The 16,094-nt window shown below is 71.4% G+C and carries 14 protein-coding genes; 8 read left to right on the forward strand and 6 right to left on the reverse strand.

What is annotated here, in order from left to right; translation table 11 throughout:
* The 3 genes from BN12_RS01825 to BN12_RS01835 all read left to right on the forward strand — a co-directional run.
* Positions 1 to 770, forward strand: a 770-nt coding sequence (locus BN12_RS01825; protein WP_162233019.1) for a dihydrolipoamide acetyltransferase family protein, incomplete at its 5' end; no start/stop codon positions are given.
* A gap of 146 nt (positions 771 to 916) precedes the next feature.
* A complete protein-coding gene (locus BN12_RS01830) occupies positions 917 to 2,377 on the forward strand; it encodes a hypothetical protein (protein WP_048549781.1) in 1,461 nt (486 codons plus the stop codon).
* Positions 2,378 to 2,443: 66 nt separating this feature from the next.
* A complete protein-coding gene (locus BN12_RS01835; protein ID WP_235432271.1) occupies positions 2,444 to 3,685 on the forward strand; it encodes an MFS transporter in 1,242 nt (413 codons plus the stop codon).
* 43 nt (positions 3,686 to 3,728) lie between these two features.
* On the opposite strand, the gene BN12_RS01840 is transcribed toward BN12_RS01835, so the two are convergent.
* The 3 genes from BN12_RS01840 to BN12_RS01850 form a co-directional block, all read right to left on the reverse strand.
* Positions 3,729 to 5,417: an MDR family MFS transporter gene (locus BN12_RS01840; protein ID WP_048555886.1), complete on the reverse strand. Its 1,689-nt coding sequence runs from the start codon at positions 5,415 to 5,417 to the stop codon at positions 3,729 to 3,731.
* Between the two features lie 140 nt (positions 5,418 to 5,557).
* Positions 5,558 to 6,052: a MarR family winged helix-turn-helix transcriptional regulator gene (locus BN12_RS01845; protein WP_048549783.1), complete on the reverse strand. Its 495-nt coding sequence runs from the start codon at positions 6,050 to 6,052 to the stop codon at positions 5,558 to 5,560.
* Positions 6,053 to 6,141: 89 nt separating this feature from the next.
* Positions 6,142 to 7,002: a maleylpyruvate isomerase family mycothiol-dependent enzyme gene (locus BN12_RS01850; protein WP_048549784.1), complete on the reverse strand. Its 861-nt coding sequence runs from the start codon at positions 7,000 to 7,002 to the stop codon at positions 6,142 to 6,144.
* A 51-nt stretch (positions 7,003 to 7,053) separates the two neighbouring features.
* On the opposite strand from BN12_RS01850, the gene BN12_RS01855 reads away from it, so the two are divergent.
* The 4 genes from BN12_RS01855 (at position 7,054) to BN12_RS01870 (ending at position 12,179) form a co-directional block, all read left to right on the forward strand.
* Positions 7,054 to 9,039, forward strand: coding sequence for a cytochrome c oxidase assembly protein (locus BN12_RS01855; protein WP_083454340.1), 1,986 nt, complete (start codon positions 7,054 to 7,056; stop codon positions 9,037 to 9,039).
* Positions 9,040 to 9,045: 6 nt separating this feature from the next.
* Positions 9,046 to 9,849, forward strand: coding sequence for a carbon-nitrogen family hydrolase (locus tag BN12_RS01860; protein ID WP_048549786.1), 804 nt, complete (start codon positions 9,046 to 9,048; stop codon positions 9,847 to 9,849).
* The gene (locus BN12_RS01865) at positions 9,846 to 10,220 is read left to right on the forward strand and encodes a hypothetical protein (protein WP_048549787.1); all 375 of its coding nucleotides are present in this window, start codon (positions 9,846 to 9,848) and stop codon (positions 10,218 to 10,220) included. The genes BN12_RS01860 and BN12_RS01865 overlap by 4 nt, the downstream gene beginning before the upstream one ends.
* Positions 10,221 to 10,349: 129 nt before the next feature.
* The gene (locus tag BN12_RS01870) at positions 10,350 to 12,179 is read left to right on the forward strand and encodes a GMC family oxidoreductase (RefSeq protein ID WP_048549788.1); all 1,830 of its coding nucleotides are present in this window, start codon (positions 10,350 to 10,352) and stop codon (positions 12,177 to 12,179) included.
* Between the two features lie 99 nt (positions 12,180 to 12,278).
* Here BN12_RS01870 and BN12_RS01875 read toward each other — a convergent pair whose 3' ends face one another.
* From BN12_RS01875 to BN12_RS01885, 3 genes are read right to left on the reverse strand one after another with little or no spacing between them, the layout of a single operon-like run.
* Positions 12,279 to 12,821, reverse strand: coding sequence for a universal stress protein (locus tag BN12_RS01875; protein ID WP_083454909.1), 543 nt, complete (start codon positions 12,819 to 12,821; stop codon positions 12,279 to 12,281).
* Positions 12,822 to 12,838: 17 nt separating this feature from the next.
* Complete coding sequence (locus BN12_RS01880) at positions 12,839 to 14,206, reverse strand: MFS transporter (RefSeq protein ID WP_083454341.1); 1,368 nt, start codon at positions 14,204 to 14,206, stop codon at positions 12,839 to 12,841.
* Positions 14,203 to 14,679, reverse strand: coding sequence for an SRPBCC family protein (locus BN12_RS01885; protein ID WP_048549790.1), 477 nt, complete (start codon positions 14,677 to 14,679; stop codon positions 14,203 to 14,205). Before BN12_RS01885 ends, BN12_RS01880 begins: the two co-directional genes overlap by 4 nt.
* 366 nt (positions 14,680 to 15,045) lie before the next feature.
* Between BN12_RS01885 and BN12_RS01890 the strand changes: the two genes are divergently transcribed.
* Entirely contained in the window at positions 15,046 to 16,062 is a 1,017-nt protein-coding gene (locus BN12_RS01890; RefSeq protein WP_053079924.1) for a LacI family DNA-binding transcriptional regulator, read from the forward strand.
* Positions 16,063 to 16,094: the final 32 nt, after the last annotated feature.

The following is a 16,094-nucleotide window of genomic DNA, read 5'->3' on the forward strand; positions in this document are numbered from 1 at the left end:
CCGCGCCCGCGGCCGCCGCACCCGCCGCTCGGGGCGCCGCACCGCTCAGCGGCCGCGGCGAGACCCGCATACCCGTCAAGGGCGTGCGCAAGATGACGGCCCAGGCCATGGTGGACTCGGCGTTCACGGCGCCGCACGTCACCGAGTGGGTGACCGTCGACGTCACGGCGACGATGGACCTCGTCGCGGACCTGAAGCAGGACAAGGAGTTCCGCGACGCGAAGGTGACGCCGCTCCTCGTCCTCGCGAAGGCGATGTGCATCGCCGTCCGGCGCCACCCGGACATCAACGTCAGCTGGGACGAGGCGGCCCAGGAGATCGTCCGCAAGGACTACGTCAACCTGGGGATCGCCGCGGCGACGCCGCGCGGGCTCGTCGTGCCCAACATCAAGGACGCCGACCTCCTCGGCCTGCGCGACCTCGCCGACGCCATCGCCGCGCTCACCGAGACGGCCCGGGCGGGACGCACCCAGCCGGCGGAGATGTCCGGCGGGACGCTGACGATCACCAACGTCGGGGTCTTCGGCGTCGACGCCGGCACGCCAATCCTCAACCCGGGTGAGGCGGCGATCGTCGCGTTCGGGGCGGTGCGCCGCACGCCGTGGGTCGTCACTGCCGCCGACGGCACCGAGTCGATCGAGCCGCGGTGGGTCACGACGCTCGCGATGTCCTTCGACCACCGGATGGTCGACGGCGAGCTCGGCAGCCGCTACCTCGCCGACGTCGCCGCGCTCCTCGCCGACCCGCGGCGCGGGCTCGTCTGGGGTTGAGGCAGCGCTCCGGCGAGGTGGAAGGATCGGCCCGTGGAGACGCCGATGTTCCCCGAACCCACCCGCCGGTCGAACCCGCGCCCGACAGGGCCGGGCCACCCCGACCCGCTCCGCGAGGGCCGCGGGGGCGGGACGGGGGCGCGAGGATGACCGAGGGCATCGCGGGAGTCGTCTTCCCCGAGGTCGACGGGCGGCGGAGCACGTCGGCGTTCGGCCGGGACGTCGTCGCCGCCGCCCTCCGTGCGGTGGACCCCGTCGGGGCGGACGCCGCGGAGCGGGAGACGAACTGGCGCACGGGGTATCTCGGCCACTTCCACCGGCTCGTCGAGGCCGGGATCCGCTCACCCGAGGCGGCCCGGACCATCGCCCGCGACGGGCTGTCCGCCATCCACGCCGGCATGCGGTACCGCCCGGTGGGCGCGGACGTCGACGAGCCGCTCGGCGCGGTCTTCGATGCCCCGGTCCCGGCACCCTTCGGGACCGCGGTGGTGGAGGGGACGCAGGTCCGCGAGGAGCGCCTCACGGTGCCGCACCGCGGGGGCCGGCTGGGCGGTGACGCCATCCTGCGCCTCCTCGAGGGCTGGGTCGCCGGAGGAGTCGTCGAGCCGAGCTTCGCCGGGGCGATCGAGCGCGTCGTCGCCCACCCCGAGTGGCTCGACCTGCGCGGCTGGACCGTCGGCGTCGTCGGCGCGGGCGCCGAGATGGGGCCGCTGCGTGCCCTGACGCGGTGGGGAGCCACGATCGCGGCGGTCGACCTGCCCCGGCCGCCGATCTGGGAGCGGGTGCTCGGGGAGGCACGGGAGGGAGCCGGGCGGATGCTCCTCCCGACGGTCGGTGACGACGGGCCGATCGAGCAGCGGGCCGGTGCCGATCTGCTCACCGACCTCCCGCGCGTCGCGGAGTGGGTCTGCGGCCTCGGCGGCGACGTCGTCATCGGCAACTACGTCTACGCCGACGGCGCGACGAACGTCCGGGTCGCCACGGCCGTCGACGCGCTGTCGGAGCAGGTCCGCCGGCGCCGTCCCGGCCGGACCGCCCTGGCGTTCCTCGCCACCCCCACCGACGTGTTCGCCGTGCCGGGCGAGGCGGTCGAGCAGTCGGTGACCGCATACCGGGAGCGCCGCACGAGCAAGGTCCTCCGGGTCCCGCTGCGGACCCTGTCCGGCGGCCGGCTCCTGCGCCGCAACTACCGGCCCGGCGAGAACCCCGGCATCAACGACTCCGTCGTCCTCCAGCAGGGGCCCAACTACCTGCTCGCCAAGCGGCTCCAGCGCTGGCGGGCGACGACCGCCGCCGCGGAGGGCGCCCTCGTGTCCTTCCACGTCGCCCCGCCGACGCGCACCCGCTCGGTCCTGAAGAACCGCGCCCTCGCCGCGGCATACGGCGGAGCCCATCGGTTCGGCGTAACCGTCTTCGAGCCCGGGACCGCCAACACCCTCCTCGCGGCCCTGCTCGTCCACGATCTCGTCGAAGGGGTCCCGCGGCATGAGCACCCGTGGCAGGACGAGGCGTATGCCGCGGCCCACGGCGGGTTGTGGCGTGCCGCCTACGACCCCCGGAGCGCGCTCGGACTGGCGGCCCTCCTCGGGATCGGCGCGGCCCGCTGACCCCGGGCCGGATGGAATAGAGCGACTGCTCAAACGGTTTGGCTTCGAGGGATCCGGCGCGAGACAATGGCGCGTCCCCTCAGCCACCTCGATGCCGTCTGGAGTACTCCCGTGCTGTCCGCATACGCCCCCCTGCTGCGCGTCCCGAGCGTCGCGCCGTTCCTCCTCGGAGGGGCCTTCGCACGGGTGGGCGGATCCATGTTCGGCGTGTCGGTCATCGTCATGATCAGCTCCCGAACCGGGTCGTTCGGTCTCGCCGGCGCCGTCTCGGCCGTGGGAGTCCTCGTCCTGGCGATCGCGGGACCGCTCATCGGGCGGCTCATCGACCGGCACGGCCAGCGCCGCGTCGCGCTGCCGTTCATCATCGCGACCTTCGTCGCGGGGCTCGTCATGGTGCTCCTGTCGTTCGTCGGCGCGCCGCGGTGGACCCTCTTCGTCGCCTACGGCGTCTCGGCGTTCCTCCCCGAGATGGGGCCGCTGTCCCGGGCGCGCTGGGTGCACATCTTCCGGGGCGAGCCGCAGTCGCTCCACACGGCGATGTCGTTCGAGCAGGTCAGCGACGAGGGGGCGTTCATCATCGGCCCGGTCCTCGCGGTCCTCCTCTCGACGCTGCTGTTCCCCGAGGCCGGGCTGCTCGCCGCGGAGCTCTTCTTCACCCTCGGCATGGTCATCTTCCTGTCGGCCCGGGCCACCGAGCCGCCCGTCGTCGCCCGCGACGACCGTCCGCACGGACTGGCCGTCACGCGACCCGGGCTGCTCGTCGTCGCCGGCGTCCTCGTCATGACGGGGGCGATCTTCGGGTCCAACGAGGTCGTCGCCGTCGCGGTCACCGAGCAGGCGGGGAACAAGGAGTTCTCGAGCGTCATCCTCGCCCTCTTCGCCCTCGGGTCGATGCTCGCCGGGATCGTCTTCGGCTCCCGGCACTTCGACTCGACGCTGACCCGGCGCCTCGTGCTCGCCGCGACGGGCATGTTCCTCCTCGAGGCCCCGGCCCTCGTCGTGACGAACCTGTGGGGCCTCGCCGCCGTCATGCTCGTCGCCGGCTCCGCGACGGCGCCCATGCTCATCACGAGCCTCACGCTCGCGCAGAAGCTCGTGCCGCCCGCCTTCGTCACCGAGGGGATGGCGGTGGCCATCACCGGCATCCTCATCGGGATCTCGATCGGGACGGCGGTGGCCGGCTGGGCCGTCGAGCACTTCGGGGCGCATGCCGCGTATGCCGTTCCCGTCACCGCCGGGCTCGTCGCCGTCGCCCTCGCGACCGTCCGGTTCCGCCCCCTCCAGCGGGCCGAGCTCGCCGACGCCTGACCCGCCCCGTTCCCGCCTCCTCGAACAGGGTGGTGGGACGGAGTCAGTGGGGGAGGGCGGGCTCCGGGGCCAGCTCGTCGGGGTTGGCCCGGGCCGGGCCACCGCGCAGCTCGACGTGGGGCAGCAGGAAGATGACCGCCCATCCCACGGCCATGACGGCCGCCGCGCAGATGAAGACGAGGTCCATCGAGTCGGCATACCCGACGAAGAACGGCTTGGCCAGGCGCGGGTCGATGTGGTTGAGGAACGAGGAGTCCGACAGCGCGCCGGCGGACAGCGAGGACTGGCCGCCCGATCGCGACTCGGCGAGCTGCTTGAGGAACGCGGCGTTCGCTGGATCCGCGAGCACCGCCGGGTCCTTCGTCGCGGCCTGGAACTCGGCGCTGGGCATGATGGTCTTGAAGGCGGCGGCGATCTTGTCGGGGACGGTCGAGAAGAGGATCGAGAGGAAGACCGCGACGCCGAGGGTCCCGCCGATCTGCCGCGTGAACGTCGCGGAGGATGTCGCGACGCCCATGTCGCGGCGGTCCGCGGCGTTCTGGACGGCGAGGGTGAGCGGCTGCATCATGAAGCCGAGCCCGAGCCCGAAGACGAGGCAGACGACCGCCAGCTCCCAGTACGGCGTGTCGTAGCGCAGGAAGTAGAGGAGGACGAGCGCCCCCGTGAGCAGCCCGCCGCCGGTCCGGATGAACCGCCGGTAGCGACCGGTCCGGGAGATCAGCTGACCGGCGATGACCGAGCCGCTCATGATGCCGAGGGTCAACGGGAGCAGCTGGAGGCCGGCCTCCGTCGGCGAGGACCCCTTGACGATCTGCATGTAGAGGGGCAGCAGCGAGATGCCGCCGAACATCGCCATGCCGACGATGACCGAGACGATCGAGGCGATCCGGATCGTCGGGTTGTTGAAGAGCTTGAGGGGCAGGAGCGCCTCGTCGCCCAAGGACCGCTCGACGAGGACGAAGGCGAGGAGTCCGACGGCACCGATGAGGTATGCCGTGATGGCCCGCCCGGAGGCCCACCCCCAGTCGCGGCCCTGCTCGGCGACGAGCAGGAGCGGGACGAACCCGATGACGAGGGCGAGGGCGCCCCACCAGTCGATGCGGTGGTTGAGCCGGTGGTGGTGCAGGTGGAGGGTGCGGGCGACGACGCCGAGCGCGACGATGCCGACGGGCACGTTGACGAGGAAGACCCATCGCCAGCCGGTGATGCCGAGGATGCTCGACTGCCCGGCGAAGAAGCCGCCGACGACCGGCCCGAGGACGCTCGAGGTGCCGAAGACCGCGAGGAAGTAGCCCTGGTAGCGCGCTCGTTCCCGCGGCGGGACGATGTCGCCGATGATGGCGAGAGCGAGGGCGAAGAGCCCGCCCGCGCCGAGCCCCTGGAAGGCGCGGAAGAACGCGAGCTCGAGCATCGAGTTGGCGAACGAGCACAGCGCCGACCCGGCGATGAAGATCGAGATGGCCGTGAGGAAGAACTTCTTGCGGCCGTAGATGTCGGAGAGCTTGCCGTAGAGCGGCGTGACGATCGTCGAGGTGATGAGGTATGCCGTCGTCACCCAGGCCTGCTCGGACAGGCCGTGGAGGTCGTCGGAGATGGTGCGGATGGCCGTCGCGACGATCGTCTGGTCGAGGGCGGCGAGGAACATGCCCATCATCAGGCCGGTGAGGATCGTGAGGACCTGACGATGGCTCAGCGGGAAGTCGTCGTCCGACGACGGCGCGAGGTCCGCCACGGCGGTGGTCGTCGCGGCGCTGGCCGGCACCGGCCCGTCACCCCGGCCCGGCGCGTGCTCGAGGTGGCCGGCCCGCTCTGCCTGACGGGCACGCTCGAGCCGTCGGGCGGCCCGGCCGCGGGGCTTGGCGTGCCGGCCGCTCACGCGGTCTCCTCCTGACGGTAGGCGGCATACGCCTCGAAGAGGGTTCCCGACTCGTGGGCCGCCGTGATCGTCTCGGTGAGCTTCTCGAGGAGCTCGATGAGGCGCTCGGCCTCCTCCGGCTCCCAGTCCGACAGGATCCGCTGGAACCACCGCCCGCGGCCGACCTTGAGCCGCTCGACGAGCTCGACGCCCTCGGCGCTGAGGGAGACCATGGCGACCCGGCCGTCCTGCGGGTCGGGTACCTTCTCGGCGAGGCCCTGGGCGACGAGCGCGGACACCTGGCGGCTCACCGTGGAGACGTCGGAGTGGACGCAGGTGGCGAGGGTGGAGACCCGCCGGGGCTCCTCGACGAGGGTGAACAGCACGGGGTACGCGGAGGGCTCGATGCCCTCGTGGATCCGAGGGACGTGGGCCTTGATGCTGCTCACGAGCTTGATGACCCCGATGAGGTCGGTCGACAGCCGCGAGGCAGTGTCGGTGGAGACGGCCATGGCCTGAGCCTTCTACGAAGAGTGATTGTTTGCTGAAGACAACTATACCGTGGCTCGGCCCCGTATCGGACCATGAAGGTTCGGTCTGCTCACATCGTGACGCTCATCGCCGCCAGCACCCGGTGGGCGACCTCGTCGTCGCCGTGGACGGTGACGTGCACCTCGTCGGGGCTGCGGCGCCCGGCCGCGAGCCGGCCGAACGCGCTCGTCGACATCGCGAGCTGCGTCACGGACTCCGACCCCTCCGCCGCGGGATGCGTCGACGCCTCGCCGGTGAACAGCGGCACGCCACGGGGTCGGCCCTCGTGCTCCTCGACGCGGACGCCGATGCGGCCGACGACCGGCCCGGTGACGTCGATGATCACCGTGTTGCCGGGGGCGACGCCGGCGGAGCGGGCGACGACCTTCGGCATCCCGAGCTCGAGACGCTCCATCGTGACGCTCGCCGCGGCCGTGTCGAGGTCCCCTGGCCGCCCGATGGCCTCGCGGACGTCCTGCTCGTGGGTCCAGATGTCGACCATCCGCAGCGCGAGGACCGTGTCCGCCGGGGCGGGACCGAACGGCCCGTCGATGACCGAGTCGGCGGTCAGCTCCACGGCATACAGCTGGGACTGCCGCAGCGCGAGGACCTGTTCGAGCTCGTCGACGACCTCCTCGCCCGTCCACCCGCGACGATGCTCGACCCCCAGCTCGGTGAACCGGCCGACGTCGTTCCTGATGTGCTCGTATGCCGGGACCTCCACGGCGGGGAGCGGCTCGCCGCCGAGCCACGCCTCGAGGGCGACGACGTGGGAGATGACGTTCTTGACCGTCCACCCGGGACAGTCGGTCGGCCGGTCGAAGTCGTCCGGCCGCATCGAGCGGCCGAGGTCGATGATCGCGCGGACGACCGCGCCGTAGGCGTCGACCAGCCCCGACAGGTCCGACGGCGCGGCGGGGTGGAACGGCATGGTCGAAACCCTACGACGGGCCACCCAGCATCGCTGCTTACGCTGGGGGCCATGACGACGCGCGTGGCCGAGCCGGTGAGGCGGGCGCCGTTCTCGGTCGCTCTCGTCACCGCCCTCGCCGGCGTCGTCCTCGGGGGCCTCACGACCGCCCTCTTCAGCCCGTATGCCGTCGCCGACCCGGGGGCCCTCGTCCGCTGGGGCCTGCCGGTCACGACGGCGATCCGCGACGTCGCGATGAGCGCGACGACGGGCCTGCTCGTCCTCGCCGCCTTCATCGTCCCCGAGCGCGTGACGACCGACCGCCGCGGACTGGCCCGCCGGCTCGCCACGTGGACGGCGCTGCTGTGGGCCGTCGCCGGCCTGCTCGTCGTCGTCCTCACCTTCTCCGACCTGTCCGGCACCAGACCCGGTGCGGCGGGCTTCTGGAGCGAGCTGTCGTCGTTCATCTGGAGCCTGGAGACGACCCGGATCTACCTGCTCTCCGCCCTCGCGGGGCTCGTCGTCGCGCTCGGTGCGCCGCTGGCGCGCGGGCGCGCGGCGACGGCCTGGCTCGTCGCCGTCTGCCTGGTCGGCGCGTCGATCCTCGCCCTGACCGGCCACTCCGCCGGCGCGGTCGACCACGAGACGGCCGTCAACGCGCTCGGGGTCCATCTCCTGTCGATCACCGTCTGGGTCGGCGGCCTGCTCGGACTCGCCGCCCTCCGCCCGGTCCTCGGCGTCGACCTCGGAGCCTGCGTCGGCCGGTTCTCCGTCCTCGCGCTGTGGTGCTACGTGGCCGTCGCGGTCAGCGGCATCCAGCAGGCCTGGATCCGGCTCGGCTCGATCTCCGGTCTCGCGACGGCATACGGCGCCCTCATCGTCGCCAAGAGCGTCGCGCTCATCGCCCTCGGGATCCTCGGCTGGCGGCAGCGGGAGTCGCTGCGCCGCCGCCTGACCGCCGACCCCTCGGACGGCCGCGCCTTCGCCCGGCTCGCCCTCAGCGAGGCCGGCTTCATGGGGGCCGCCATCGGAGTGGCCGTCGCCCTGGCCCGCAGCGCCCCGCCCGTCCCGGAGACGGTGAGCGACGCGAGCCGGGTCTTCGCCCTCACGACCTTCCCCGACCCCGGACCGATGCGCTGGAGCGACTGGTTCTTCGCCTGGCGCATGGACTGGCTCATGCTCGCCATCGCGCTCACCGCGATCGGGCTCTACCTCGCCGGCGTCGTCGTCCTCCGCCGGCGGGGCGACGCCTGGTCGCTCGGGCGCACGATCTGCTGGACGCTCGGCTGGCTCGTCTTCGTGTGGGCGACCTGTGGAGGCCCGGGCATCTGGGGACGCATCCTCTTCTCGGTCCACATGGTCATGCACATGTCGATCGCCATGATCGTCCCGCTCCTCCTCGTGCCCGCGGCACCCGTCACCCTCGCCCTGCGCACCCTGTCGGCCCGGCACGACAAGACGTGGGGACCTCGCGAGGTCATCCTCCAGGTCGTCCACTCGCGGGCGCTCGCCGTCATCTCCAACCCCATCGTCGCGGCGGTCCTCTTCTTCCTCAGCCTCGCGCTGTTCTACTTCACGCCGCTGTTCGAGCTCGCCCTCCGGACCCACACGGGGCACCTGCTCATGCTGGCCCACTTCCTCCTCACGGGCTACCTGTTCGTCAACGTCCTCATCGGGGTCGACCCCGGTCCGAAACGGTGGTCGCCGCTGCTGCTGCTCATCATCCTGTTCGCGACGGTGTCCTTCCACGCCTTCTTCGGCGTCGTCATCACCGGCAGCCAGACCCTCCTCGCCCCTGACTTCTTCCAGACCCTCCAGCTACCGTGGATGACCAACCCGATGGCCGACCAGGTGACGGCCGGCGAGATCGCGTGGGGTGTCGGTGAGCTGCCCACCCTCATCCTCGCTCTCCTCGTCGCCCAACGCTGGGTCCGCGCCGACCGGGCCGAGGCCGAGCGGAGCGACCGCCAGGCCGCGAGGGACGGCGACGCCGAGCTCGCCGCATACAACGCGATGCTCGCCGAACGGCGGGCGCAGTACCGACAGAAGGGTGACTGACGCACGATGCGGGCCGCACTTGTCCAGATCGCCTATGGCGACGACGAACCCGTGACCGACCGCGTGGCACGCGTCGCCGCACTCGTCCGCGACCAGGCGGGCCACGACCTCGTCGTCCTCCCCGAGCTGTGGGCCCCCGGCGGGTTCTCCTACCGCGAGTGGGAGACGCGGGCCGAGCCCCTCGACGGGCCGACGGCGCAGGCGATGTCCGCCGCGGCACGCGACGCGGGCGTCGTCCTCCACGCGGGGTCGATCGTCGAGCGGCTCCCGGCCGTCGGCGCCGACGGGCGGACCCTCGCCAACACCTCGCTCGTCTTCGGTCCCGACGGCAGCCGTCTCGCGGCATACCGGAAGATCCACCGGTTCGGGTTCGGCGCGGGGGAGCCGCGGCTCATGGAGGCCGGGACCGACCTCGTGACCGTCGACGCGCTCGGCACCCGTCTCGGTCTCTCGACGTGCTACGACCTGCGGTTCCCCGAGCTCTACCGCTCCCTCCTCGATGCCGGCACCGAGGTGCTCGTCGTGCCCGCCGCCTGGCCGATGGCGCGGGTCGCCCACTGGACGCTCATGGGGCGGGCCCGGGCCGTGGAGGACCAGTGCTGGCTCCTCGCGTGCAACACGGCGGGGACCCATGCCGGCACGACGATGGGCGGCCACTCCCAGGTCGTCGCGCCGACCGGGGAGGTCGTCGCCGAGGCCGGGCCCGACGAGGAGGTCCTGTCGGTCGACGTCGACCTCGCGCTCGTCCCATCGACGCGGGAGTCCTTCCCGGTCCTCGCCGACCGTCGCTGGCAGGGAGCGCCGGCATGACGTCGGACACCTCGCGACTCGCCAACCGCACCGAGACCCTGCTCACCGCCCTCCGGACGATGGACGAGTCCTCGTATGCGGAGGTCGACTCCGTCGCGGCGGTCCTCGTCACCCCGGGCTTCGGTCGCAACCCCGTCGCGGCCCCTGTCGACCGGGCGCTCGCCGAGCACCGCGAGGGCCGGCGCCGCGAGATGGCGACCGTCCTCGCCGGCCTCGACCCGGCCGTCCGGGCGCACCCGGTCTCGTTGGCCCTCGCCCTCACCGACCCGCTCGACCGGCTCGTCCACCCGATGACCGACGAGGTCATGTGCCTGCTCGACTGGGTGCTGCGCGGCGGCGACGCCGACCAGGCCCTCGCCGTCCTCGGCTGACCCGGGTCCGCGTCCCGACGCGGTCACGGTCACCGCGGAGGGCGCCCTTGTCACCGTCGCGAGAGTGTGGTTGCGTGTGCCGCACGTCCGGCCGACCGGATCGGGACAGACCGCAGTGAGGTGGCGTCGATGGGCTCGAGCTATGACTACGTGGTGGTGGGGGCTGGGTCGGCCGGTGCGGTCGTCGCGGCGCGACTGAGCGAGGATCCGGACGTCACGGTCTGCCTCGTGGAGGCCGGTGGACCGCCGCCACCGGCCGAGCTCATGCCGGCAGCGGTGGCCAGCCTGCAGAACGACCCCACCACCGACTGGATGTTCGAGGGCGACCCCGGTGGTGTCGGCAAGGGCCTCGTCGGCGGCCGGATGATGGTGCCCCGCGGGAGGATGCTCGGTGGCACGTCGGGGCTGAACTACATGGCCTACGTGCGCGGCCACCCGGGGGACTTCGACGCGTGGGCGGCGGGCGGGGCCGAAGGGTGGTCGTACGCCGAGGTGCTGCCCTATTTCCGCAAGGCCGAGGGCTTCGTCGACCATCCGCAGCTGCACGCCGACCTCCCGGCGCACGGCACCGAGGGCCCGGTCGGCGTCTCGGTGCGCGAGCCGGTCCTGCCGGCCGCGGCGCAGTTCGTCGACGCCGCCGGCGCCGCCGGGCTGAAGCAGGGCGACTACAACGGTCAGCAACGCGAAGCGCCGGAGGGGGTGGCCTCGCTCTTCCAGACGACGACCCGGGACGGCAGGCGCAGCTCGACCTTCCATGCCTACCTCGAGCCTGTGCTCGACCGGCCCAACCTGACCGTCGTGACGGGCGCCGTCGTCGAGCGGATCCTCCTCGCCGGCGAGCCGGGCGTGGTGCGCGCGACGGGGGTGGCCTACCGCACGGCGGACGGTCCCGAGGAGGTGACCTCCTCGGTCGAGGTCGTGGTGTCCGCGGGTGCGATCGGGTCGCCGCACCTGTTGCTGCTGTCCGGGGTCGGCGACCGTGCGCAGCTGGGCGACGCCGGGGTGGAGTGCGTCGTCGAGCTTCCGGATGTCGGGCGCCATCTCAAGGACCACCTGCACACCCCTCTGATGTTCGCCGCCGACGGCATCGGCGAGACGATGACCGAGGTCGCGCTTTCGCTCGGGCCCGATGCGCTCCGGGCGCCGGCCGGCCCGCTCCCCGCCGACCCGGCCGACGACGCGAGCCTTCCGCCGGAGCTGCAGGCGGTCAAGGCCGAGGCCGAGCGACGCCTCGGCGAGTGGTTCACCACCGGCCGCGGCATCGCCTCGTCCTCCCTCTACGACGCGGTCGCGTTCTTCTCCACCGGACTCGGCGACCCGCATACCCACGACGCCCAGATCGGCTTCCTCGCGTGTGGGTACACCCCGCCGATCTGGGAGGCCGTGTTCCGGATCCCCCCGACGGCGTTCTTCGAGGACCCTGCGACCTTCCTCGACCCGACCTGTGGACAGATAGTCCTGCTGGCCAACCCGGTACAGCCGCACTCCGAGGGCTCGGTGACCCTCGCGAGCGCGGATCCCGGCGTGCCGCCGCGGATCGAGCTGAACTACTTCGACGACCCGCACGACGTCCGCGTCATGGTCGCCGTGCTCCGCAAGGCCCTGGAGATCGCCGCTGCGTGGCCCGGCGGCGGACTCGGCGACCCTGTCATCCCGCCGCACCTCGCGCGGGTCCACGGCCACGCGGCCGGCAGCGAGCCGAGCGACGAGCTGCTGGAGGACCTCGCCCGCCACTACGCGCTGACCGTCTACCACGAGACGTCGACGTGCCGGATCGGCGATGTCGTCGACCCGCAGCTGCGGGTTCTCGGTGTCGCGGGACTTCGGGTCGCCGACGCGAGCGTCATGCCCAACGTCGTCAGCGGCAACACGAACGCCGCCGCGATCATGATCGGCGAGAAGGCAGCGGAGCTCATCGCCACCGAGCACGGCGTTCGCCTTCATCAGATGGTCCGTTGAGCTTCGTTCGCGAGGCCATCGGCCAACACGAAGCAAGTGCTCCTCTCGATGGAGCGCCCTTCCTCCTCCGCCTTGGCGGGGAGGGCCTCGCTCTCGGTCTCACCGAGCCGCAGGTTCGTCATCCGCCGGAGGCGGGCTCCAGCTGTCGACAGGGGAGTCCTCGGGAACGACCAGGTCACCCGTCTCCGCGACGGGACGGACGATGAGGACGTCGCAGCGCGCCTGCTTGGTGACCTCGGTCGCGACGGTGCCGAGCAGGCGGTCGGCGACGGACCGGTCTCGACGGGCCCCGACCACGATCACGTCGGCGCCCCGCTCCTCCGCGACGCTGAGCAATGCCTTGGCGGGCTCACCCTCGACCAGGAGGGCGGCGGCGATGGTGGCGCCGTTCGCCTTGCCGAGGCCGACGGCCTGGGCGAGGGCGTCGCTGGCGGCGCCCCGGCCGAGCACCTGGCCGAAGCGGACGTCACCACCGAGTGTGGCGACGTTCTTGGCGTCGAGCCGGCGGGACATCTCCGCATACGCACAGACGATGACCAGGTCGGCATCCTCGTGCGTGGCCAGCCACGCGGCGCGGGCCACGGTCGGCTCGGCGAGAGCCGACCCGTCCGTGCCGACGACAACGGTCCGGTAGTCCTTCATGGCCATCCTCGGCCTCCTCAGTGAGCGCTGGGCATGTAGGAGACCTCGTCGACATCGCGGACGATGGGCGGTTCCTTGATCCACATCGTGGCGGCGGCGGCACAGGCCAACAGGATCCCGGCGAACATGATCGCGTTGGTCGGGTTGTCTCCGAGGACGTGCTTCAGGATCGTCCCGAAGGTGAGCGACTGGATGAGCATCGGCACGACGATCATCATGTTGATGATTCCCATGTAGACGCCGTACCGGGTGGAGGGGATCATCCGGACCACCATGATGTAGGGCACGCCCATGATCGAGGCCCACGCGATGCCGAGCCCGATGATCGGGATGAAGAGCAGATATTGGTTCGTCAGGTGCGGGAAGATCACCAGCCCGATCGCCGCCAGGGCCAGACAGCCGGCGTGCACGCGCTTGGCCCCGCGTCTGCGGGCGATCGCCACCAGGGAGAAGGCCACCGAGAAGGTCACGATGTTGTACCAGCCGTTGACCAGGCCGGTCCAGGCCACCGCCTCCTGGAACCCCTTGGAGTTGACGTCGGTCGTGCCGTAGACGGACTTGGCGATCGCCAGGGTCACGAACTGCCAGTAGCAGACCATGCCGTACCACTGGAACAGGTAGACCAGGGCGAGCTTGCGCAGCTGGGTGGGCATCTCGACGATGGCCTCGACGACCTCCCTGACCGGGTTCGCCTTCTTCACCTTCAGTGCGGCGAGCTCTTCGGGCGTCGGCGGGATCTCCGGCGTACTGAGCACCGAGACGAGGACCGACCCGATCGAGCAGACGGCACCGAGCATGAACGACCCGAGCACCCAGTAGGGGATCCCGGCGGACGTGCCGCCCGTGATGACCTTCTGGAAGACGAACAGGGAGATGTTGGCCAAGGTGATGCCGAAGCCGGTGAAGAAGCTCTGCGCCAGGAAGCCCTTGGCCAGCTGCGACGGGGGCAGCTTGTCGGCGATGAACGCCCGGTAGGGCTCCATCGCCGTGTTGTTGCTCGCGTCGAGCAGCCACAGCAGCAGCACGGCCATCCAGACAGCAGCCACGAAGGGGAAGAGGAACAGGCAGATCGCGCAGCCCAGCGCACCGACGAGGAAGAAGGGCTTGCGCCGGCCCCAGCGCGGGCTCCACGTCTTGTCCGACAGGGCACCGATCATCGGCTGGATGAACAGGCCCGTGATCGGCCCGGCCAGGTTGAGGATCGGCAGCTCTGAGGGGCTGGCGTGCAGGAAGGCGAAGATCGGATTGACGGCCGTCTGCTGCATTCCGAAGCTGTACTGGATCCCGAAGAAGCCGAAGTTCATGAGCAGGATCTGCCGCATGTTCATCAGCGGCTTCTGCCGCACGACGGTCGTGTGCTGGATGTTCGGAGCCTCCGCGGTCATCGCGCCCCTCCGACCGTCGAGGTCTCCCCGAGGTATGCCGCGAGCCTCGTTAGCTCCTTCTCCCAGCCTTCGCCGTGCCACCCGGCGACGTCAGGGTCGTACGGGCCCTGGATGATGCGCAGGAGCGTGCCGTTGCGTCCGTACTTCGTGAACTCGACGCGCAGTTCGAGAGGCTCCTCGGGGTCGATGCCGGGGTCGCCGGTGATCCGCTCACGCGAGACGAAGACGTCGGGGGAGAAGTACTCGGTGTAGACCCCGTCGGTCGTCACCCGGGTCGCCGAGTCGTTGTCGCGAACCTTGACGTGGTGATGCCGTCCGCCCAAGGCCCGGTCACCGGCCGTCGCCTCCTCCACGTGCCATCCCGGGCTTCCGCGCCATCTGCTCAGCTCCTCGGGCTCGACCCAGGCCCGGAACACCGCCTCGCGTGGTGTGTCGAACTGCCGCTCCACGACGACCATCACGTTCGCCGTCATCGTCGACCTGCGCTGAGCCGATGGTTGCGTCGACTGCCGCACCGGCGACGGCCCTTGCCCGACATCCGTGTCATGACCCACCTCACTGTGGCGTCCCGAGCCTCGAGGGCGAACTGCTCCTGGAAGCGTTTGCAGACGGGGACTCTAGTATTCATAGCGGAAGTCCACAAGAGGGTACGGATATGCTGGATCTGTCTGCTATACAGAGTGTTCCGCCATATCGGAACCTGCAGAGAAGAGCGGAAGCGATTTCAGCAGCGAGCATCGGGGCACGCCTCTCCGGGTTCAGGTCCGACGATCTACGCTGAGTTCGTGGACAGCGACGTCGATCGAGGGTCTGGGACGGGCCGGTCGAGGATCGCTGACGTGGCTGCGTTGGCGGGGGTCTCCCCCGCCACGGTCTCCCGGTCGCTCAGCGGCCAGGGCAACGTCTCGGCACAGACGCGTGAGCGGGTCAGGGATGCGGCCCGGAGGCTGTCCTACGTCCCTTCCCCCCTCGCGTCCGGCCTCGCGTCCGGGCGTACGAGGACGATCGGTGTCGTCGTGCCCTTCCTGACCCGGTGGTACTTCGGCAGCGTCGTGTCCGGGGTCACCCGGGTCATGGAGGCTGCCGGCTACGACGTTCTCCTCTACCACCTGGGCAGCGCCGCCGACCGGGACCGGTTCTTCGCCCGGATGCCACTGGCCCGGCGCGTCGACGGGGTGCTCAGTCTCTGTATGCCCCTCACCGAGGACCACACCCTGGCCCTGCGCGCCCTCGATATCCCGCTGGTCAGCGTCGGGTCACGGATGGCCGGCCTGCCGTCGGTGTGCATCGACGACGTCGCCGCCGCCCACGCCGCCGTCAACCACCTCATCAACCTCGGGCACGAGAACATCGCCTTCGTCGGCGGCATCCCGGACGACCCGGGCTTCGGCTTCGTCTCCTCCGAACTGCGGCTCCGAGGCTACCGATCGGCGATGGGGGCGGCAGGTCTGGCGCCCCCGTCCGCGCTGGAGGTCTTCGGGCGTTACGGGATCGACGGCGGAGCCACCGCGATGGCCAGGCTGCTGTCCGGAGCCCGCCTGCCGACCGCCGTGTTCGCGGAGTACGACGAGCTCGCATTCGGCGCCCTGTGGTCCCTGCGCCGCGCCGGACTCGCGATCCCCCAGGACGTCTCGGTCGTCGGCCTCGACGACCACGAGATGGCCGAGGTGCTGGACCTCACCACCGTCGGACAGGATGCGGCCAGCCAGGGATCGCTGGCGGCCACCATGCTCCTCGAGACCCTCGACGGGAGGTCGGATACACCGCCGACCGACATCGTGCTCCCGACCGAGCTGCGCGTCCGTGGGACGACGGCCCCGCCGCGTCGTGGCGTGGGCGTCGTCCCGTCGACGTGACCCGATGGCGCTCGGTGGGACGGTGCCGCGGA

Source organism: Nostocoides japonicum T1-X7 (genome assembly GCF_001046855.1).
Taxonomy (GTDB): domain Bacteria; phylum Actinomycetota; class Actinomycetes; order Actinomycetales; family Dermatophilaceae; genus Nostocoides; species Nostocoides japonicum.